The sequence below is a fragment of the Edaphobacter modestus genome, from assembly GCF_004217555.1.
GTDB lineage: Bacteria > Acidobacteriota > Terriglobia > Terriglobales > Acidobacteriaceae > Edaphobacter > Edaphobacter modestus.
This window is the reverse complement of sequence record NZ_SHKW01000001.1, coordinates 5255359-5275274: the sequence shown is the minus strand read 5'-3', so window position 1 is coordinate 5275274 and position 19916 is coordinate 5255359. Positions and strand designations below refer to the sequence as shown.

Below are 19916 nucleotides of genomic sequence, written 5' to 3'. Positions count from 1 at the left end.
TTCACAAGCACTCTTGCAGAACACACGTCTCCGCACAGCCGGAATACAACGGCGGCACGTGCTTACCGATGGAGCAGTCGTGGCTCCTATGGTTTGGTTACGGGACTATCTCTGCAGGCGTCATGGCCTGCAGCATCGATCGATCATCGCGGAGCGATCAATGCGTTCTTGGCACAACCGGTACGCTGCGCGTCTTTCCGTCAGGGTGCGGCAGGGCAAAGGTGAAGAGGTCGTTTCCTGCCGCAATAGCGAAATACTGCTTACCATCTACCGCATAACTCATCGGCGAGGCATGAATCTGTTGACCGACATTGAAATGCCACAGCGAAGTGCCGCTCGATCCGTCGACTACCTCAAACTCGTCGGCATCATTGCCGAAAGCCACCAACCCGGTCGCCGTACTCATCGCCCCGGCGAAGGAATGGGCGTCGCCTGTCTGCGCGTATCGCCAGAGAAATTTACCTGTCGCCATGTCATAGGCGTTCAGGTACTTCTTATCGTGCTCGGTGGCCAGGTGCGCAGCTCCGGTCGAATAGTAGGCATGCCCCTCTTCAAAATCCTCCGTGTGCGCCTTGAAGACACTGCAGTCCTCGAGCGACATGAAGTAGAACAGATGCGTCGCCTCGCTATAGGTCGGGGAATACCAGTTCGTTCCCCCGGCATAGCTCGGGCACATCCGCGTCCCGTTCTCGCTCGGCATCAGGTCAGTGCGGATCGGCCGGCCCTTCGTATCGATGCCTTTGGCCCAGTTCTGCATCAGCGCAAACTGTGTCGCCGAAAGAAACTCTCCCGTCTCGCGGTCGAAAACGTAAACGAAGCCGTTGCGGTTGGCTTCGATAATCAGCTTGCGCGGCTTTCCTTTATAGACGTCGTTTACCAACACCGGCGTCTCGGTCGCGTCGTAGTCGTTCAGGTCGTGCGGCGTGAACTGGAAGTGCCATTTCAGCTTTCCCGTATCCGGGTCGAGCGCAAGGACACAGTTGGTATAGAGGTTGTCCCCCGCCCGCACGCTACCATCGAAGTCCGGTGACGGATTACTCGTTCCCCAATAAATCGTATTCAGCTCCGGATCGTAGGTCCCCGGCATCCATGTCGTTCCGCCGCCGTGCTGGTAGGCCGTTCCCTTCGGCCATGTCTCCGATCCAGGCTCGCCCGGCGCGGGAATCGTCCAGAATCTCCACGCCTCCTTGCCTGTCGTCGCGTCAAAGGCCGCCACGAAGCCGCGTACGCCGTCGTCGCCACCAGAGGTCCCCACGATCACCTTGTCCTTCACAACCAGCGGTGCACTTGTCGCGCCGTAGTTTTTGTTGCCCGGAGCGTATCCCACATCCCACAGAAGATTGCCCGAACGGGCATCCAGGCAGAGCAGATGTGCATTATCCGTCTCCATGTACAAACGCGTGCCGAGGATGGCGACGCCGCGATTGATATGTCCGGATGCGTCGTCGATCAACCCCTGCGTGACCGGTCGTGCGTGATGCCACAGCACCTTCCCCGTCGTCGCGTCCAGCGCGTAAGCGTCGTTCGATCCCGTCATGTACATAATTCCATCGACGACCAAGGGCGTCGCCTCAAGAATCCCCGCATTGCGGCTGTGAAACACCCACTGCGCTTGGAGCTGCGCAGCGTTGCGCGGCGTAACCTCCTTCAGGCTGCTGTAGCGGCGGCCCGTGTAGTCGCCGTTGTACGAGGGCCAGTTCTCGAGCAGGGTTGTCTTCCGCAACTCATCACTGGTTATAATGTCCTCGCCACGCTTGGTCGTTGTCTGCGCATGAGCGATAGCGCTAGAGCCACCGCCACAGACGAGGCTGCAGATCAGGCCACAGTACAAGGTGCGAAGATAACGGCTCACTTGGACTCCTTCGGATTGTTGTACGGAAGATACCCGGTCGCCTTCATTTTGAGGGCGTAGACGAAGTGACCAGCGGCGATGAATAACGTCGAGCGATCTTCCCCGCCCCACGTCAGGTTCGCGGGTACGCTAGGCAGCAGGATCCGTCCCAACCGCTGTCCTTCCTGGCTCCAGACCCAGATTCCACCAGGCCCGGTTACATAAAGATTCCCCTTCGTATCGACTTTCATGCCGTCAGGGACACCTGGCTCTCCCTCGCTCTTCTCCTCGGCAAAGAACACTCCATCGGACACACTACCGTCAGGATGGAAGCGATAGCGCCAGATCGTCCTTCGCTCCGTGTCATCCACGTAGAGATACCTTCCGTCCGGCGAGAAGGCTAATCCGTTCGGTTGCGCAAGATCGCGAACCAGCAAGGTCAACTCGCCTTTGCCGTCAAGCCGGTAGACACCCTGGAACGGTGTCTCCTGCCTCTCGCTCTTCACCAGGTCCAGTGTCGGATCGGTAAAGTAGAGAGCGCCGTCCGGCCCCAGCGTCACGTCGTTCGGACTGTTTAACCTCATCCCTCGATATCGGTCGGCCAGCACGCTGTAGCTTCGCTGGTCCGGTGACAAGCGGATAATCGCTCGCAGCACACTTGCGGTTACGATCAACCGCTGCCCGCCATCGCGCGTATTGCCATCCGGATCTCCGAGCTTCATCACGGTCTCATAATGTCCATCGGCGAACAGTCGACAGAGTTCGTTTTTCCCCTCGTCGCTTACCAGCACAGTCCCGCCCGGCTCCCACACTGGCCCCTCGGTAAAGCCGAAGCCCGAGCCCACGGTCTTCAGCGTTGCGTCCTTCGCCACCAGGCTCCAGAAGACCGGTGAATCCGGCTTGAGCGCAAACTCACCACTCATCTTCTTTTGTTGAGCCTCTATAGAACTCACCACTGCCAGCGCTCCAACCAGAAGAACCCGAACCAGGCCAGGGCAGCTCATTGGCTATCTCCAGTCTTCTCCCGCGGTGCGCTCGGCTCCATTGGCGCCGCCGATCGAACCAGATAGCTGACAAGGTCATCCAGCTCCTTAGGCGAGAGCCGGCTCTTATAGTCTCTGGGCATCAGTGACTGGCCAGTATGATGAACATCGGCCAATGAATCCTTCTTGAACCTGCGATAGCGGCCGTTCTCAAGCTGGATGACAAGGGTAAAGTTGTCCTCCGCCCGCAGCACCCCATGCAAGCTCTCTCCCTCGGCAGTCCTTACCTCGATCACCTCCGACTTCGGGCTCACCACCTTCTCCGGCTCGACAATTGCCGATCGAATGCGCTCCGGCGCGACGCCACTTCCATAGTCGGAGAGGTCGGAGGCGATAAAACCGCCCTCGCCATGCATCATGTGGCATCTCGAACATTCGGCGCTGCCGAAGAAGAGCACACGTCCCGCCGTCGCATCGCCGGTCACTTCCACCGCGTCGGTCTTTCCCTGCAGCACACGCAGATAGGCAATCACGTCCGGGACGCCGCGCTCGCCCAGGAAAGAGAATGCAGGCATCCCTGCCCCAGGAATACCATTGCGGACAAAATTGCCTAGCTCCGTATCCCTCAGCGAGGCGATGTTCCGCGCCGTCGCGATATTTGGAGCCCGCTCTCCACCGCGGCCATCCGACCCGTGGCAGCCCGCGCAGTTGGAAGAAAAGATTCGGCTGCCCGCCCCCGCGTCGCCACCCTGAGCATAGGCCCCATAAGCGCCACCAGCCAGAAGAGCGACAGCAACGAAACCGTAATACAGCGATCGTCTCATCAAAGTCTTATCCGTTGGACATCTTTGGTAGATCGTGCAATCGCTCGTCGCAAAGGGACAAGCTTGTCGCTTCATTCCCAGATCCGTAGACGCCGGCAGATCCAAGGCGCAATCATCGTGGAGCGACGGAATTATTGAATTAATTGATGCGGTCCATTGAATGTCATCTTTCGCTGGCCGACATCGGTCAGATGACGAAGTGTTTAGTAGGCCAAATAGCCTAACGCTCGACGCAGGCCGTACAGTATTCCGAATTCATATCGAAAGCAGTAATGGCGGTTCAGTACAGGGTAGGGCGACAGCTTGCCAGTGAACTGCCAAGGTGGAAGCCATCCCACCTCAATAAACGTACTCAGACCTTGCGCTCCTCAGCGATCAGTTGAAAGTTGCAAAGCCGCGACAGGCTTCTAGGCGTATTAGCTGCAAAGCAGAGCGCGAGGGCCGACGCCACCGTTGTCAGTCGGGATGTTCTACGTAATTTGCGCTCTATGGGATGATGACCGGTTTGATGATGGCGGAAAGTGCATCCAGGTCCCGGAGATCCATTACTTCGACGGGGAATGTGAGTTTCGTAGAGGCCCGCTGAGTGGCACGTCGGTTGTGCCATAGCGCTGAAACCCCGCATCATCGTTGCCGCCGCCGGTAGCGCCATATTGAATGGGTATGTTGTGTGCGTTTGCAATCGACCGAACCTGCGTTACGTAGGACCATGGCACGATGTTGGAGTTATCGATAGCACGAACGACAAAACCATTGCCAAGGATTCCGTCGGCGAAGCTGTGGGATTCGAGTGGCGAATCCGATGAAACAAACGTATCGTTCGCAAAGATCGCTGTCGCTTATGCCGAAGCAGCCCACAAGGCGGCCACAGTCCTTCAACCTTCTGCGCGTGACTGTAGCCGTGGCAAAGTACGAGAACGATAGAAGCCAAACGACGCATGGATTGCCTTCCAGGAAAGAGATAGCTTCGGGAAACATCTACCGCGATCACCCTTCCCACCGGCACTGCAATGGCTGTCTGTGCTAACCCTAACTTTGGGCTCATCTCTTCGACACGCTTTCCCGTCTGAGACCTCGGATCTTCACGTCAACTTCAAATCGTTGGCAAGAAACACAGAGTGATGCGAGCTAGTTCATCGTTTCTCCTATCTGATTCCTCATTGAGAAGCTATGGATTGCCACTGGATGGAAAGATCGCTTTCCAGTCAGATTTCATATCGATGACAAGCCGCTTGTTCTCACGAGCCTCATCGAGAGCCTTGTCCAGCCTGCCTACATTTGAGTCCCGGTCATAGCTGTACTCGCGGTCTGCGTCCGTGTGATGCACCAGAACCGCCAGCCGTGCCCCCGAGCCTCTTGCGGTGTACTCCAGCATCTGCTGATCGCCATCCGAGTTGCCGAAGGCTGCGATAGGGCGTTTTCCAATGAACCGCTAGATGTTGACAGGCTTGCCCGGGCCATCGTCCATCGAATCAAGCTGCGGCAGACGCATGATAGACGCGAGGCCGTCCTTCAATGCGAACGATGTCTTCATTTGAGTTCCTATCACCTGTTCGCGGGGAATACCATATGCCTTTTCCGTCCATGGCCTCATGAACTCCTGCTCGCCGCCCGAGACGATATACGTCTTGAATCCGTTCGCGCGCAGATAGTTCAGCACTTCTACCATCGGCTGGTAGATACATTGAGTAAACGGCCGCTTGAAGCGTGGATGCCGCGCCTGCGCGATCCAGTCCGACACGGTCTTATCGAACTCATCCGTCGTCATCCCTGTATGCGTCACGGCCAGGAGTTGCGCCACCGCGCCCTTCTCTTCGCTCGCCGCCAGCGCCTTCCTGTCATGGTTCAGCACGGCTGCGAAAGGTTGCTTTGTCTTCCACTCCGGATGCTGCGGTGCAAGCTGCTGGATGCGGTCGTTGGTAAAGATTGCCTCCGTATAGATCGGCTGCTCCACCCACAGCGTTCCATCATTGTCGAAGGTCGCGATGCGTTCGCCCTCCGGTACAAAGTCCGCGCTGCCTTTGTTCGTCACCCGCGCCACAAAGTCGGTGATCGCCTTCTTCGTCGGCCCGTCGTTCCACGACGGCAGCGGATCCACGATTGTTTCCTTAACTGCCTTCGCATCCGGCATGCTCTTGCATCCGGTCATTGCAAGATAGCAGCCCACTATCGCAATTATCAGGCTCTTCGACCACATCCTCATCTTCCAGCTCCGTCCCCGAGCTTTACTGCCCGGAGGCCGAACTTGCGTGTCCTGCTACTGTTGCTGTCTTTTCAGGCACGATCATCACGCAGCGAAACCCGAGATGATTCGTGCCGGTATCGGTCTCTCCCTTGCCTCGCGTGCCCACCATGTAGCGCGAGCAGTATTGGTCCGTGCACAAATACGATCCCCCGCGATGAACCTTCTTCTGAGTACCTGGCTCCGATGGATCGTATGCCGACTCCGGCCCCTGCGGATTGCGAGCCACACCTGCTGCATTGAGTTGCTTGTAGTAGTCCGGGCGATACCAGTCGCTCGTCCATTGCCACACATTCCCAGCCATGTCGTACAAGCCATATCCGTTCGCAGGAAACTGCGCCACCGGAGCGGCCCCAACATAGCCGTCCGCGCCCGTGTCCTTCATCGGGAACTGCCCTTCGTGCGTATTCGCCATCCACTTGCCGTGCGGCCGAAAGTCGTCGCCCCACACATAAGGTTTCCCGGCAAGGCCGCCGCGAGCTGCAAACTCCCACTCCGCCTCCGTCGGCAGACGCTTGCCCGCCCACTTCGCATAGGCCTGTGCATCTTCATAGGCGACATGCACCACCGGATAATCGCCCTTGCCCGCAATGCTGCTCTTCGGACCCTGCGGGTGACGCCAGTTGGCCCCCGCCACATAGCTCCACCACTGGAAATAGTTGTCCAGCGATACAGGATGATCGGGAGGCGAAAACACCACCGACCCCGCAACCAGGTTCTCTGGCGGAGCCCCTGGAAAGTCCTCGGCCCGTGGCTTACGCTCCGCCACCGTTACATAACCGGTCGCCTTCACAAATCTCTCGAACTCCGCGTTGGTCACGTCCGTCCTGTCCATGAAGAATCCATCCACATACACGCGATGCACCGGACGCGAATCGTAGGTCGCCTTCATACCCACGTCATCCATGCCCGGCGGATCCTGCGCGCCCATGGAAAATTCACCGCCCGAGATCCACACCATTCCTGCCGGCGCCTTCTTTGGAGGCGGCGCAGCGTTCGGCACTGTCGGACCGAACGCGACCTTATTGTTAGCGTCCCCCTCGTGATGCATTAAGTCATGCGCAGGCGAAGCCGGAGTGCTTGTTGCCGCCGCGGGAGTTGCATCTGTTGCAGCCGGACCGAACTTCATATTTCCCGGTCGCTTTACAACCAGTACCGCTGCAAGAATCGCTGCGGCCACCACGAGACATATCAAGAGCGTGGTCTTGGTCTGCTTTACCTCTGTCTCGGCGATCTTGGTGTTCGATCTCTTCATACGCTCCACGAATATTCGACGACAAGGAAGTCTTACCGCCGGAATCTTCCTCCTCCCCTGTGAAAGTTTTGGAACCGTCCTGTCTGTGCCTGTCCGCGGTATCGAGCACCGGCCGATCGATCAAGCCCCTGCAGTGTGCTGCTGTTGATCTGCGATGTCCCTCCGCTCGCCCCCCTATTCCCCGCATTCTGCCGCGCTGCCTGAGCGTTCTCTTGCGCGCTGGGATGGTTCGCCTGGAAAGTCTGCGCATTCTGCTGCGCATTCGGGTGGCTTGTCTGAAGGTTCTGCTGTGCCTGCTGCTTCGCCGCGGTTGTGTCGACCGTGTTCCAGCCACCGTTGTCGTACTTGCTCCAGCCACCACTGGAGTCTTTGCGGTAGACATTGCCATCGTTGCCCGCATAGACGGAGTTGTCCGAGCCGTGCACCACCGCGCCATTCGCTCCACGATAGGCTGTGCCCTGCTCGCCGGCGGATGTTCTATAGCCGGCTACGGTCCCGCTCGCCGTCGTCACATGACCCGTCTGCACCCAGTTGCCATTGCGGCTCGCGACAGAGCTTCCCCACTGCGAATATGCGTTATGTCCCTGCGAGGTCGCGCCGTAGCCTCCCGTCCACGGGTTGTATGCCTGTGCAACGGTCCTTCCCCCATACACCCCCTGTACGCTCGCAGAGCGGCCATATCTCCCGGTCGAAGGGTTGTACCACGCCGACGACCCAACAGCCCCGTATGGACCATAGGCCGCGTGGCCCGCGGCCCATCCTCCATTCCAGGGGTTGTACACGTAACCGGCTCCGTAGGTCACCGGCCAGGGACGATAGATCGGGTAGGCTCCGGGACCCCAGTAGATATACGGCGGATAGTAGTATCCCGAGCCGTATACGATTGCCGCGCCCACCGCCGCACCCAGGATAAACATGCCGAAGTAACCCGCCGTTGTGCTGCTCTGCACCGTCGTCGCCGTCGGGTTCGTCTGCGTCACGTAGGTCACGTTGTATACCGGTGAGCTCGGAGGAATCTCATAGATCTCCGGCGGAACCGAGCTTGCCGTCTTCCACGGTCCGCTCGGCGTCGTCGACATAAACCACACCCCCTGGAAGCACAGGTAGTAAATGTCGCCATCCTTGATCACCTTATCCTGCGTATTCGTCGCATACTGCAGCTTCGTTGTTTCGATCGGCTTGAACTGAGGCGGTCCATCGTACGTCACCTTCGCTTTCGCTTCAGCCTCTGCGCGGTTCACCGTTACCCTCGTTGGAATCTGCGCGAGCATCACGGCATCGGAAGCCTGAATTGTGCCCGGCACCGAAGCCAGTACCCTCCCCTTCGGCGAATCCTCGGGGATTTTCATGAAGTCCGGCGGTAGCTTATCGCTTGCATAGCTCCACGGCCCATCCAACGAAGCCGAACGAAACCACCGTCCCGACAGCAGGACGTAGTACTGCTTCGCCGCATCGTCCAGAAACACATCATTGTCTGTGTTCGTTACATACAGCAACCGCGTTCCCGAAATCCGCGTGTATACCGGGGCTCCCCGCAGCAGCAGAAGCTCTGCCGGTGTCTGGCTATACACGACACGCGGTGCCCTTCCTGTCGTCGCAGGCGGAGGGACATATCGCTTCACATCATCGAAGTTTTGCCCGGGGGGCAGCTTCGCCATGTCCTTTGGCAGCGTCTTCGTTGCCACCCAGGGTCCACCCAGGTTCTTCGATGTCAGCCACAGGTTGTTGTCCAGCAGGTAGTAGTCGCCCTTCGACTTTTCGAAGAACAAATCCCAGTTGGTGTTCACGACGAACTGCAGATCCGTCTTCTCAATGGGGCTCAGCACTGGCTGGCCCTGCACCATCAGCAGAATGGCCGGCGACGCGCTATAGAAGATCTGCGGAGGATCATTCTTCAGCGGAGCTGTCTTTAGAGGCATCTTCGTGGTATCGAGATCCGCCAGTAACCTGTCCAGCGCAACGGGCTCTCCCTCGGGTGGCACGATCGCGCGAAACGTCTGCTGCAACTGCGCTTCTGACGTCGCATCGATCCCTGAAAAACGCACGCTCGTATAGTTCAGGTCATGCAGATAGACCGTACGCGTGTTGTTATCAACCGTCGTGCCTGCTTCCACCGAAACAACACCCAGCGCAGCCTTCCCGCTCTGTGGCGTCAACGAAAACGCCATACGAGCCTTCAACAGCTGATACTTCTCCCAACTGTCCACCTGGGGCTGGTAATACACCAGCTTTACGCCGTTCTTTACGATCTGTCGCGGCCATCCTGGATCTCCGACTGCAGCCGGTGACGGCGCGGAGGCCGTGCTTCCTGGAGAGGCTTGTGCAGCCAATTGGGTCGGCGAGACGACCAGACAACTGATGCACATCTCAGCGGTCAATCTACGCAGCAATCGAACCAGCATCATAACCTCCTTCCATCAGCAATACGTCCGCGTGGAGGCGCGGAATCATACTCCCATCCTGGCGGCCCTAGGGGTGCGACGGAGGAAAGATATTCAGCCACGTGATACCTATCACATAAACATCGCCTTGCGTCTTCGCCTGCACGCCAAACTGGTGCTCGTACCGAAAATCAAAGGAGAAGTGCTTTACCGGATTCGTGTACTTGAACTCAGGCCCGATGCCAAACGATCGGTCGAGCGCCGTAGTGCCCAGCAGCGTGCTGTCGCTTCCCGAGTCCGGCGAAAGCTTGTGATAGAAGTATCCCGCCGCACCCAGGTTGATCTTGTACTGATCGAACCTGTGTCCCGCGCTGTACTCCACGTTCACCATCGGCCCCGGCGTCAGGTCCAGCCCCGACTTGCTCTGATTGATCTCCCACGTCGAGAGAGCCGAGGCGTTCCAAAGCTTCTTCTTGTCGAACGAATAGCCCATTCCCGCCTGGATCTGGTGCTCCCAGAAGCCAAGACCGGAATTGATGGACGTGTTGGGATCGAATTGACCTGACGGCGCGTAAAAACCGTAGTTCAGAAGATAGGTCGCCTTACCCTTCGCCCAACCAAGCACAATCGGCGCGAAATAGATATCCGAGACACCGGCATTTTGTACATTCGTGTTCAGAAAGTTCGCTGTCAGGCGTGTATTCACGATAGGAATGCTCACCGCCACGCCGTAATCGGCGCCGAGGATCTTCTTCGTCGTCGTCGCCTGGTAGACCACGTTGTCGGCTACGAGCGTCAGGTCGGGCTTTAGCAGCGTTGTCCCTTGCGGTCCCCGCAGCGAGTCGATGTCGTAGATGTATGGGAGGTAGGCAACATACACCCCAGGGGGTGCACCTGTTCCGTTGTCGAGGCCGGTGAATCCCTGTATGTAGTGACCGGACTGTTGAGCCGGAACTTGATCACCGAAAAACAAGACCACCAACAAGGCTGAGACAAAGTGGCGCAGAGCATGCGACGACGTTCTCTCGCGCATCAAGAAGTCACCTCGCAACCCGTTCTTTCGTCTTTCCGTCTTAGCCAGAACTAAAGAGAATAATGTTGGTGTCCTGGTCTTCTTATTGGAAAAGACATCGAGAAGCAAAAAACCCAAACTTGCTCGGAGCCTTTGACGCCTCAAACCTGGTGAGCAAATATAGCACAAAGCCTGAATGCTGCTTTTGGATCAAGATCGAGCCGGTAGGGGGGCCGCAATGATGCAAAGCGTCAATCGCTTCTTTCCTCTTATTAGGAACCTGCCTTCCCGGCAACGTGAAACGCGAGCCTCCTCGCTCCTCGCTATGCTTGCGCTGCTCTTGGCTCAGGCTGCCCTCGCCGACAGTCGTTCTAAGACCGACATCGTCTACATGAAGAACGGCGATAAGATCACCTGCGAGATCAAGTCGCTCGAAAAAGGTCAGTTCACCGTCAAACCCGACTACACCAGCTCCAACATCGTCCTCGACTGGGAGAAGGTCGATCACGTCGAAAGTAAACAGACCTTCGTTGTCACCGATCCCAAAGGTGATGTCTTCACCGGAAGAATCGAACGCGACAAAGACACCAAGGACCTCACCGTCATCGGAGACACAACCACAAGGCTCCCCAACCTCTCCGTCATCCAGGTCGAAGAGCTCGGCGAAAGCTTCTGGAAGAGAATGCGAGGAAACATCGATTTAGGCTTGAGCTTCGCAAAATCCAACAACCAGAAAAACATGTCGCTCCAGGGAGGACTCTCCTACCAGTCCCGCGAACACTACTTCTCCCTCGACTCCAACTCGCAGTTCACCAGCCAGCAGCAGACCAGCGACACCAACGAAACCAACATCAAAACCGCGCTCTACAAGCAGCTCCATCGGTCCAACTGGTACTACGGCGGCATCGCCAACTTCCTCTCCAGTACCGCCCAGCAGATCGACCTCCGGTCCACCATCGGCGGAGGCCTGGCCAAGCGTGTCATCTTCACCAACCGCACCAACCTCAACACCGTCGGCGGCCTTGCCCTCACCGTCGAGCGTGACGCTCCGGGCACGACCAGCACGGCCCGCAGCCAGGCGCTCGACTCCTCCTTCGCCGTCCAGTACTCCACCTTCCGCTTCGACTCCACCACCTTCAATACCGCGTTCTGGCTCTATCCCAGCCTCACCTCGCCGGGCCGCGTGCGCATGACGTTCAATCAGGACATCTATTACAAGTTCCTCGGCGACTTCTATATCCGCATGAGCTTCTACGATAACTACGACAATCAGCCCGTCGTCGGCGCGCCCACCAACAACCTCGGCGGCTCCACCACCGTAGGCTGGTCCTTTCACTAGAGCCGTCTTTGAGATGCTATCGAGTGATCGAGAACCACCGCCATTCTGATCAAACGAATCCCCTAAAACGACCGTCATTCTGACCCTCGAGCGAAGCGAAGGGGAAGAATCCCAGTAGTTGGCCTTTGCTTTGGCCGTTGCTTGTCTTTCGATCCTTGAACAAACTCCAGAACGGCTTTCACCCACTAGGCTAAGATGGTGCGCACCTGATTCTGACCGCTTCCGTGAGGAGATCATGGCAAAGTCAACGAAGAAGACTCCCGCTCCCGCCCAAAGCAAAAAGGTCCCGGCAAAGCGCCGCGCACTGTTGAGAGCATCATCCCCTTTCACGGCGAGCTTCCTCTCGCAGAACGCCGCGCCGCAGAAAAAGCCCTACGCACAAAACTCCCTCGAGAGGCCCACGGCGAGTGGTCGCGCCGCTCCGACTTCCCCGTCTGGGCATGCGGCGCCATCCTTGCACGAGCTCACGCCCGCACCACCGACATCGCCCTCATCGCCGGCTACTGCGGCAACTCGTCCGTCCTCGATGATGCACTGGCAAAATGGGCCGAGGCTTACGGCGATCAGACCGTGCTCGATCATGCCGCGCTCGTCCAGGCGGTCAGCAACGATCGCGCCGTCCAGAACATGATGGGCAAATAGCTTCGCACCGCAGAAACCTGAAAGGTGGAACCAGTGGAACCGAGCACGCATCGGCACATCGATCCGCTTACTTATCCAAAGACCCGCCCCCTCCTTCTCATGGAGGGCGGCCCCTTCTATCGCCTCGAACGGCGCGCCGGTCTCATCAAGGCCAACACTCCTTTCACCATACGTCGTGCCCTCCTGGCCGCCGGCCTCACCTGGTTTGTCCTTCTCATCCTCTCCGCTCTCCACGGCGATGCCTTCGGCAAGTCGGTGACAATGCCCTTCCTGTCCGACTTCAGCACCTACAGCCGCTTTCTCATCGCTGTTCCGTTGTTTCTTCTCGCCGAGGTGGTGCTCGGCCCGCGCATCGCTGACACCGCAGAACACTTGCTGCTGGCCAACATCGTCACCGAGAGCGATTACAACAAATTCGACGCCGCCGTCGAAAGAAGCCTGCGCCTCCGCGATTCCGTCTTCGCCGAGATCATCATCGTGGTTCTCGCTTACATCGTCTCCCTCACCGGCTTCCGGCAACTCGCCGTTCCCATCTCCACCTGGTACGCCACGCCGTCCGCAACCGGCGGCTTCGTCCTCACCTGGGCAGGCTGGTGGTTCATCCTCTTCTGCGTGCCCCTGCTGCAGTTCCTCCTCTTGCGCTGGGTCTGGAGAATCTTTCTGTGGTTCCGCTTTCTCAACGAAGTCAGCAACCTTAATCTACAATTGTTTCCCACGCACCCCGATCAGGAAGGCGGCCTCGGCTTCATCGGAGAGGCGCAGCGTTTCTTCGGCATCCTCTTCTTCGCCTACTCCTGCAGCATCACCGGCGTCTTCGCCGACGAGATCATCTACGGAAAGATTCCACTGCAGAACTTCGCCCCGGCCATCGCCGCCTATGTCATCTTCGTTGTGCTGCTCACTTCGGCCCCGCTCGTCGTCTTCACCAGGAAGCTACTCGTCACCAAACGCATAGGCCTGCGGGAGTACGGCGCGCTGGCCACCGCCTACACCGGCTCCTTCCACCACAAATGGGTCCAGGGTGACAATCCCGAACAGCAAAAACTCCTCGGCACCCCCGACATTCAATCGCTCGCCGATCTCAGCCACAGCTACGAGATCATCGAGCACATGAAACCCATCCCCATCGATCCGCGAACGCTCCTCCAGCTCGTCATCCTCACGCTTCTGCCCATGGCCACGCTCCTGTTGACCGTGATGCCCCTCAAGGATGTCCTCAAGCTGCTCATGAAAGTCGTGGTGTAAACCATACGGATAGCCGCAGCCGCCGGTCGTGACGGTGGAGGAGAGACACGCATGTTCGACCACATCCAGATCAAGGACGCTTCGGAACCGCGGCGTCTCCGTCTGCTCCCGCTGCTGCTCCTGCTGCTGCCGCTGCTCCTGGCAGCGCTCGCCGGCGCCAACGCGCAAACCTCGCCTCGAACGAAACGCGCTTCGAAGAAAGCCGCCGCCCCGCCACCCGCCGCCACCACCCCAGCCGCTGCTCCCGCGCCCGTTCAGCCGCCGCCGCCCGACCCCTTCGGCCGATCGACGCCCCGCGGCACCGTCCTCGGCTTTCTTCGCGCCGCCGAAAGCCAGGACTACGCCCGCGCAGCAAAGTTTCTCGACACCAAGCTCCCTGAGCAGCAAGCCGAGCAGCTCGCCTCACAGCTCAAGGCGCTTTTCGATCTCGGCCCCTCCACCGAGTTCGAGAAATTCTCCCGCCTCCCTGAGGGCAACCTCGAGGACGGACTCCCTGACTCCCGCGAAAAAGTCGGCGTCGTCACCACTCCCGCAGCAACGTTCGACATCCTCCTCGACCGCATCGCCCGCCCCAACGAGTCCTCCATCTGGCTCTTCTCCCGCGAGACCCTCGACCGCGTTCCCTCCGCCTACGCCAGCACCCGCCACACCGACTTCTCCCGCTACTTTCCCTCTTGGACCTCGCGCGTCCGCATCCTCTCCATCCCCCTCTGGCGATGGTCGGTGATTCTTCTCGCCCTGGTGATCGCGTTCGTCCTCGCCAGACTTCTATCCCGCCTCGTGCGCTGGATCCTGAGCATCTCGTTTCGCCGCAACATGACGCGGACCGTCGAGAGGGCCATCGCCAAGCTCAACGGTCCCACCTTCGGCCTGATGCTGGCGCTGCTGGAACGCATCGCCGCTGACTACGCCATTACCGCCCTGGCCCGTCGCTACTGGATCCTGGGCTCCATCCTCACCGCCATCGTCAGCACCGCGTGGATGCTCGTCCGCCTCACCGACATCTCCATCGCCTTCCTCACCCTGCGCCTTCTGCTCCTCGGGCAGATCGAGCGCATCACCCTCGTCGGCATGCTGGCGAAGATGCTCAAGATCCTCATCGTCCTCGTCCTCGTCATCGTCTTGCTCACCCTCGCCGGAGTCAATGTCTCCGCCCTCGTCACCGGTCTCGGCATCGGCGGTATCGCCCTCGCGCTCGCCTCGCAGAAGACTCTCGCGGACCTCTTCGGAGGAATCTCCATCGTCATGCGCGGCGCCGTCCGCGTCAACGACTACTGCACCGTAGCCGGGAAAACCGGAACCGTCGAAGAGATCGGCATCTCCTCCCTCCGCCTCCGCACCCTCGACCGCTCCGTCATCTCCATCCCCAACTCAAAAGTCGCCGAGATGGAGCTCGAAAACTTCTCCATGCGCGACCAGTTCTGGATCCACCAGACCTTCACCCTGCGCTTTGACACCTCGCACACCACCGTGCAGAAAGTCCTCGACGATATCTTCGCCATCCTCACTCATCGACCGGACATCGACGAAAGGACCGCGCGCATCCGCGTCGTCCGCCTCACCCCCGCAGGCCCCGAGATCGAGGTCTACGCCTACTACAACAAACCCGGCGGCGACTACAACTCCTTCCTCGCCGAGCAGGAAAAAGTCATCCTCGAGATGATGCGCATCGTCGAAGAGGCCGGCACCAGCATGACCACGCCGATCGGTGTCGTTCGTCTCGACGCGGAGAAGTCGCATCCAGTACGGCACCCCGACTCATAAAAAAGCAAAGATCCTCCCTCAATCCCTGCCGATAACCCACCCGTAGTAGGCGTTCCCTGGCTCAGCCTTCTTTACCCTGGCCACCGCCTGGCCCCACGCCTGCTGATCTCCGCCATAGGCCGCCAGCCCTGCCGTGTAGAAGTCCATCAGGGTCGCGCGTCGCCTCTCCACCTCTGCGCGAAGCGTAACATCCGCGGCCTCCACCGGAACCTCCGTCTTCAGCGACAACAGCTCCGGCAGCACCCGCGTAATCTCGCTTGGCTTCACCCACGCGCCATACTCGATCCCCGGCCTGTCGTCCGTCACTGGCTTCGCCCCGGCGGCAAACGTCTCCAGCCCCTCGCGCCCCGTCACCCACGTCGCCAATGCCGCCGCAGGCGACTCCACTCCCACCGCCTTCAAACTTGCTGTTACCGTCTCAGAGGCAAACCTCTGCGCCATCACCTGCGCATCCAGCCTGATCGGCGACTCCGACCCCACCAACAGCATCTCGTGCAGTTCAGTCGTCCACAGCGTGGCATGCGGAAACGCATCCAGAAAGCTGCGCACCAGCGATCGCGTCTCCTCCACATTCTGCGTAGCAATCGGCAGCCACTGCGCAAACAGTCCCTTCGGTGCGAGCCTGCTCTTCGCCAGCTCATAAAACTCCGTCGAATACAGATTCGCCACTCCCTGCGCCGACGGTGGCGGCGGCTCGAGCGCAATCACGTCGTACCGCTCCTTGCTCCGCATCAGCTCCTGCCGCCCATCGCGTATTCGTATCTGCATCCTCGGATCGCTCCACGCCTTGTAGTTCTCCGGAAACATCTCTCCCGACCGCACCACCGCCGGCAGCAGTTCCGCGCAAACCCGCGTCTCAAGCCCCGGATATCGCAGTATCTCCCCCGCCGTAATCCCCGTCCCAAATCCCACCACCAGCGCCGACTTCGGCTCGCCATCATGAATCAGCAGCGGCAGCATCGCCTGCAGCCGCATATACCGCATCGAAGGCATCGCATCGCCCGAGTTCGAAACCCCCTGGATGAACAGCCGCCGAAACACGTTGTCCTTCGCCCGCTGCTGCGCAACCGCCACCGTTGCTCCCCGGCCCTCCTCGTAGAACACCAGCACGCCCCCTCCCCGCGTCTCCAACAGCAGATTCGCCAGACGGTCCGGCGGCGTAAGAGATGCAGCCACCACCACCGCCACGCCCATCCCGCCGATCGCCCACGTCATCCCCCGCCTCACGCCCGCACCCAAGAGCGCAGCGATCAGCCCCACCGCCACCGCCGCAATCGCCAGCAGGCTCAACGTGCGCACCAGCCCAATCTGCGGAACCAGCACAAACCCCGTCACCAGCGTTCCCGCGATTCCTCCCGTGGTATTCGCCGCCACCACCGCACCCACATCGCGGCCCACATGCTTCGCGCCCACCATCAGGCGCAGCGCCACCGGAAACGCCGCGCCCAGCAGAAGCGTCGGCACAAACACCATTCCCATCCCCGCCACCGCGAAGCTCGCATACATCCGCATCGCCTGACTCCCCGTCGCCGCCAGCACCGCACCACCCACCACCGTCTGCAGCTCGACCAGCCACGGCCCCAGCGCCGCAAACTCCAGCATCGCCACCAGCCCCGCTCCCGCGATCAGCAGGCCAAACACTCCCCACGAGTCCCGCAATCTCCCCGCCAACCGCGACCCCACCCCGCTCCCCGCCGCAACCCCCGCAAGGTACACGGCCAGCACAATCGAAAATGCAAACGCCCGCGTGCTCACAAACTGACCCAGCGCCTGCGACCACACCACCTCGTAGCCCAGCGCGATTCCCCCCGCCACCGCATACAACGCCAGCGCCATCCCCGGAGCCACCGGCACACCGACCGCGCCCCGTTCCTCACCAACCTCCCGCGAAGCCTCGCGAGCCCTCTCGGCATCCTCACGCCGAGCCAGCGCCAACGCAATCCCCGCCGCAGCCATGTTCAGACAGCCCGCCGCCAACGCCGCGCCGCGCACCCCAAACCACGGCAGCAACGCAAAGCTCGCCACCAGCGCGCCCACAATTCCTCCCGCCGTATTCGCCGCGTAAAGCAGCCCGCCCTCTCTCGCCGCCTCTTGCCCACTCGCTCGCAGCGCACGCACCGCCACCGGAAGCGTCCCTCCCATCACGAACGCCGGCACCCCCACCAGCACAAACGGCAACACCCACGAGAGAACTCCAACATGCTCCTGCATCCACACAAACGGCATCGCAGCATGAGGCAGCACCAGCGTCGTGGCCACAGCACACAGCGCGACAGCAACCTCAAGCACGACATACAGCCGCAACGCAGACACCACGCGGTCGGCCACTCGCCCAAACATAGCGCCTCCCCCCGCCAACCCCGCAAAGAACGCGCTCACCGCCACCGTGATCGAGTACAGCTCGACGCCCACCACCAGCGAAAGCTGCCTCACCCAAAGCACCTGGTACACCAGCGCCGCAACTCCAGAAAGAAACAGCAGCGCACAATACAGCAGAGCCGCACCGCTATGGTCTCGCGCAACAGGTGCAACTTCTCTCGCGTTCTTTATCGCTGTCTTCTTCATCTTAGGGACCGAAAATACCTTTACCGGGTTCATTCCGCCTCTTGATCTTCCACCCATCAAAGCAAACCGGGTTCATCGTGGAATGAACCCGGCTGTTCAAAGCGATCGATCTTCAATTGCAAAGAGAGTCTGTGGATTTGAGAGTCTTTCTTCAGAACACTCCCTCTTCTGGACTCACTTTCCTCCTCCTGTTGCTGCCTTTTGACGCTCCAGCATCTTCAAAATACCGTCAGGATCGATACTGAAGCTCGCAGGAGCCTGACTGGGCGGGTAGGCTTTGAAGGTCTCCATGAACTCGATGGCGCGAATCTGACCCTGGATGGCCAGATAAACGTTGTGTCCCACCCAGTCGTAGTACTGATCGGACGTAATGTCTGCCCTCTCGAAGGGATCCATGCGAAGGTTATAAATCTTCGGAAGCCGCAGACAGGTGAACGGGTTTGCCCATATCAGCATATTCCCCGGTGCACGCTGTTCGCAGAAGACGAACTTCCAGTTTTCGTGCCGCATGGCTACCAGCTGGCCATCGTCGTCGAAGTAGTAAAAGTCCTTTCGCGGTGTATGTGCCACCTTGCCCTCAAGATAAGGAAGGATGTTGTACCCATCCAGATGGACCTTGTGCGCCATACCGCCCGGCCCCGTGCCATTCAACAGTTGCTCCGTGATGTTCGGATTTCCCGCTGCCGCCAGCAGCGTCGGGAACCAGTCCTGACCGGAGACGATCTCATTCGACCAGGCACCTGCCTTGATATGTCCGGGCCAGCGAACCATCGCCGGGACACGGAATGCGCCCTCCCAGTTCGAGTCCTTCTCGCTCCGGAAAGGAGTCATCGCTGCATCTGGCCAACTGAACATGTTGGGACCGTTATCCGTCGTATAGAGCACGATCGTGTCCTTCGCGATTCCAAGATCATCCAGTTGCTTCAGCAGCTTTCCGACATCCTGGTCGTGCTCCCACATGCCATCGGCATAATCGTTACCGGGCATGCCGCTCTTTTCGTGGAACTCAGGCCGGATGTGCGTAAAGACATGCATTCGCGTGAAGTTCATCCACACAAAGAAAGGCTTGTTTGCCTTCACCTGCTTGTCGATAAATCCCATCGCCGCGTTGGAGGTCTCGTCGTCGATCGTCTCCATGCGCTTGATATTCAGAGGACCCGTATCTTCGATCTTCCCATCGGCAAACGAGTGGATTACGCCACGAGGGTTGTACACCTTTAGAAAAGCGGGATCGTCTTTCGGCCAGTAAGGCATCTCCGGCTCCTGCTCCGCATTCAGGTGGTAGAGGTTGCCGAAGAACTCGTCGAAGCCGTGATTCGTGGGCAGATACTCATCGCGATCGCCGAGATGATTTTTTCCGAACTGCCCGGTGGCATATCCCAGCGGCTTAAGAGCCTCGGCGATCGTAATGTCGCGCTTCTGAAGACCAACCGGAGCGCCGGGCACACCCACCTTGGTGAGGCCGACTCGCATCGGCGACTGACCCGTGATAAACGACGAACGCCCCGCCGTGCAGCTGTTCTCCGCGTAGTAGTCGGTGAAAGTCATGCCTTCTTCGCCGACGCGGTCGATGTTCGGCGTCGAATAGCCTACTAAGCCATGCGTGTACCGGCTGATGTTCGTCTGGCCAATGTCGTCGCCGAAGATCACCAGGATGTTCGGCTTCTTCGCCTGCGCCCATGCACCTTTCACGGCCAGGCCACTCAAAAACGCAAGGCATATCAAAATCGAAATACGCCACAGGCGGAATTGTCCACGCAGATTCGTTCTTCGCATCATGCAAAGCATTAGAGGTTCCCCCTTCTCGTGCTGGCATAAACTGCAAAACTCTGT

Annotated in this window: 15 protein-coding genes; 4 read left to right on the top strand and 11 right to left on the bottom strand. The window is 59.3% G+C overall.

Features of this window, described 5'->3' with window-relative positions; all coding sequences use genetic code 11:
* Positions 1–157 precede the first annotated feature (157 nt).
* The 9 genes from BDD14_RS22210 to BDD14_RS22175 form a co-directional block, all read right to left on the bottom strand.
* Positions 158–1852 (bottom strand): pyrroloquinoline quinone-dependent dehydrogenase, encoded by a 1695-nt coding sequence (locus BDD14_RS22210; protein ID WP_242618126.1) that lies wholly within the window; start codon positions 1850–1852, stop codon positions 158–160.
* Positions 1849–2835, bottom strand: a complete 987-nt coding sequence (locus tag BDD14_RS22205; RefSeq protein WP_130421332.1) for an SMP-30/gluconolactonase/LRE family protein — start codon at positions 2833–2835, stop codon at positions 1849–1851. Before BDD14_RS22205 ends, BDD14_RS22210 begins: the two co-directional genes overlap by 4 nt.
* Entirely contained in the window at positions 2832–3638 is an 807-nt protein-coding gene (locus BDD14_RS22200) for a c-type cytochrome (protein ID WP_165420194.1), read from the bottom strand. The genes BDD14_RS22205 and BDD14_RS22200 overlap by 4 nt, the downstream gene beginning before the upstream one ends.
* Positions 3639–4183: 545 nt before the next feature.
* Complete coding sequence (locus BDD14_RS22195; protein ID WP_242618273.1) at positions 4184–4468, bottom strand: hypothetical protein; 285 nt, start codon at positions 4466–4468, stop codon at positions 4184–4186.
* A 338-nt stretch (positions 4469–4806) separates the two neighbouring features.
* On the bottom strand, positions 4807–5013 hold the full coding sequence (locus BDD14_RS33175; RefSeq protein ID WP_242618125.1) for a hypothetical protein: 207 nt from the start codon (positions 5011–5013) through the stop codon (positions 4807–4809).
* A gap of 57 nt (positions 5014–5070) precedes the next feature.
* Positions 5071–5841, bottom strand: a complete 771-nt coding sequence (locus tag BDD14_RS22190; RefSeq protein WP_242618124.1) for an HAD family hydrolase — start codon at positions 5839–5841, stop codon at positions 5071–5073.
* Positions 5842–5863: 22 nt separating this feature from the next.
* Complete coding sequence (locus BDD14_RS22185; RefSeq protein WP_242618123.1) at positions 5864–7135, bottom strand: formylglycine-generating enzyme family protein; 1272 nt, start codon at positions 7133–7135, stop codon at positions 5864–5866.
* A 32-nt stretch (positions 7136–7167) separates the two neighbouring features.
* Complete coding sequence (locus BDD14_RS22180; protein WP_130421328.1) at positions 7168–9540, bottom strand: hypothetical protein; 2373 nt, start codon at positions 9538–9540, stop codon at positions 7168–7170.
* 64 nt (positions 9541–9604) lie between these two features.
* Positions 9605–10549, bottom strand: a complete 945-nt coding sequence (locus BDD14_RS22175; protein WP_130421326.1) for a SphA family protein — start codon at positions 10547–10549, stop codon at positions 9605–9607.
* Positions 10550–10766: 217 nt separating this feature from the next.
* On the opposite strand from BDD14_RS22175, the gene BDD14_RS22170 reads away from it, so the two are divergent.
* From BDD14_RS22170 to BDD14_RS22155, 4 genes are all read left to right on the top strand, one after another.
* The gene (locus tag BDD14_RS22170; protein ID WP_165420193.1) at positions 10767–11867 is read left to right on the top strand and encodes a DUF481 domain-containing protein; all 1101 of its coding nucleotides are present in this window, start codon (positions 10767–10769) and stop codon (positions 11865–11867) included.
* Positions 11868–12182: 315 nt separating this feature from the next.
* The gene (locus tag BDD14_RS34020) at positions 12183–12509 is read left to right on the top strand and encodes a DUF2252 family protein (protein WP_130423487.1); all 327 of its coding nucleotides are present in this window, start codon (positions 12183–12185) and stop codon (positions 12507–12509) included.
* A gap of 33 nt (positions 12510–12542) precedes the next feature.
* The gene (locus tag BDD14_RS22160; RefSeq protein WP_130421322.1) at positions 12543–13754 is read left to right on the top strand and encodes a hypothetical protein; all 1212 of its coding nucleotides are present in this window, start codon (positions 12543–12545) and stop codon (positions 13752–13754) included.
* Positions 13755–13805: 51 nt separating this feature from the next.
* Positions 13806–15518: a mechanosensitive ion channel family protein gene (locus tag BDD14_RS22155; RefSeq protein WP_130421320.1), complete on the top strand. Its 1713-nt coding sequence runs from the start codon at positions 13806–13808 to the stop codon at positions 15516–15518.
* An 18-nt stretch (positions 15519–15536) separates the two neighbouring features.
* Here the strand turns inward: BDD14_RS22155 and BDD14_RS22150 are convergent, their stop codons facing one another.
* Both BDD14_RS22150 and BDD14_RS22145 read right to left on the bottom strand, forming a co-directional pair.
* Entirely contained in the window at positions 15537–18116 is a 2580-nt protein-coding gene (locus BDD14_RS22150; RefSeq protein ID WP_242618122.1) for a fused MFS/spermidine synthase, read from the bottom strand.
* Positions 18117–18257: 141 nt separating this feature from the next.
* Positions 18258–19775 (bottom strand): arylsulfatase, encoded by a 1518-nt coding sequence (locus BDD14_RS22145; protein ID WP_242618121.1) that lies wholly within the window; start codon positions 19773–19775, stop codon positions 18258–18260.
* Between the last annotated feature and the right edge of the window lie 141 nt (positions 19776–19916).

What these genes read in the sequence shown, in the direction of transcription:
- BDD14_RS22170 (WP_165420193.1), top strand. Translation starts at nt 10,767, where the DNA reads ATGATGCAAAGCGTCAATCGCTTCTTTCCTCTTATTAGGAACCTGCCT.
- BDD14_RS22155 (WP_130421320.1), top strand. Translation starts at nt 13,806, where the DNA reads ATGTTCGACCACATCCAGATCAAGGACGCTTCGGAACCGCGGCGTCTC.
- BDD14_RS22185 (WP_242618123.1), bottom strand. Translation starts at nt 7,135, where the DNA reads ATGAAGAGATCGAACACCAAGATCGCCGAGACAGAGGTAAAGCAGACC.
- BDD14_RS22200 (WP_165420194.1), bottom strand. Translation starts at nt 3,638, where the DNA reads ATGAGACGATCGCTGTATTACGGTTTCGTTGCTGTCGCTCTTCTGGCT.
- BDD14_RS22205 (WP_130421332.1), bottom strand. Translation starts at nt 2,835, where the DNA reads ATGAGCTGCCCTGGCCTGGTTCGGGTTCTTCTGGTTGGAGCGCTGGCA.
- BDD14_RS22190 (WP_242618124.1), bottom strand. Translation starts at nt 5,841, where the DNA reads ATGAGGATGTGGTCGAAGAGCCTGATAATTGCGATAGTGGGCTGCTAT.
- BDD14_RS33175 (WP_242618125.1), bottom strand. Translation starts at nt 5,013, where the DNA reads ATGCTGGAGTACACCGCAAGAGGCTCGGGGGCACGGCTGGCGGTTCTG.
- BDD14_RS22180 (WP_130421328.1), bottom strand. Translation starts at nt 9,540, where the DNA reads ATGATGCTGGTTCGATTGCTGCGTAGATTGACCGCTGAGATGTGCATC.
- BDD14_RS22150 (WP_242618122.1), bottom strand. Translation starts at nt 18,116, where the DNA reads ATGAACCCGGTAAAGGTATTTTCGGTCCCTAAGATGAAGAAGACAGCG.
- BDD14_RS22175 (WP_130421326.1), bottom strand. Translation starts at nt 10,549, where the DNA reads ATGCGCGAGAGAACGTCGTCGCATGCTCTGCGCCACTTTGTCTCAGCC.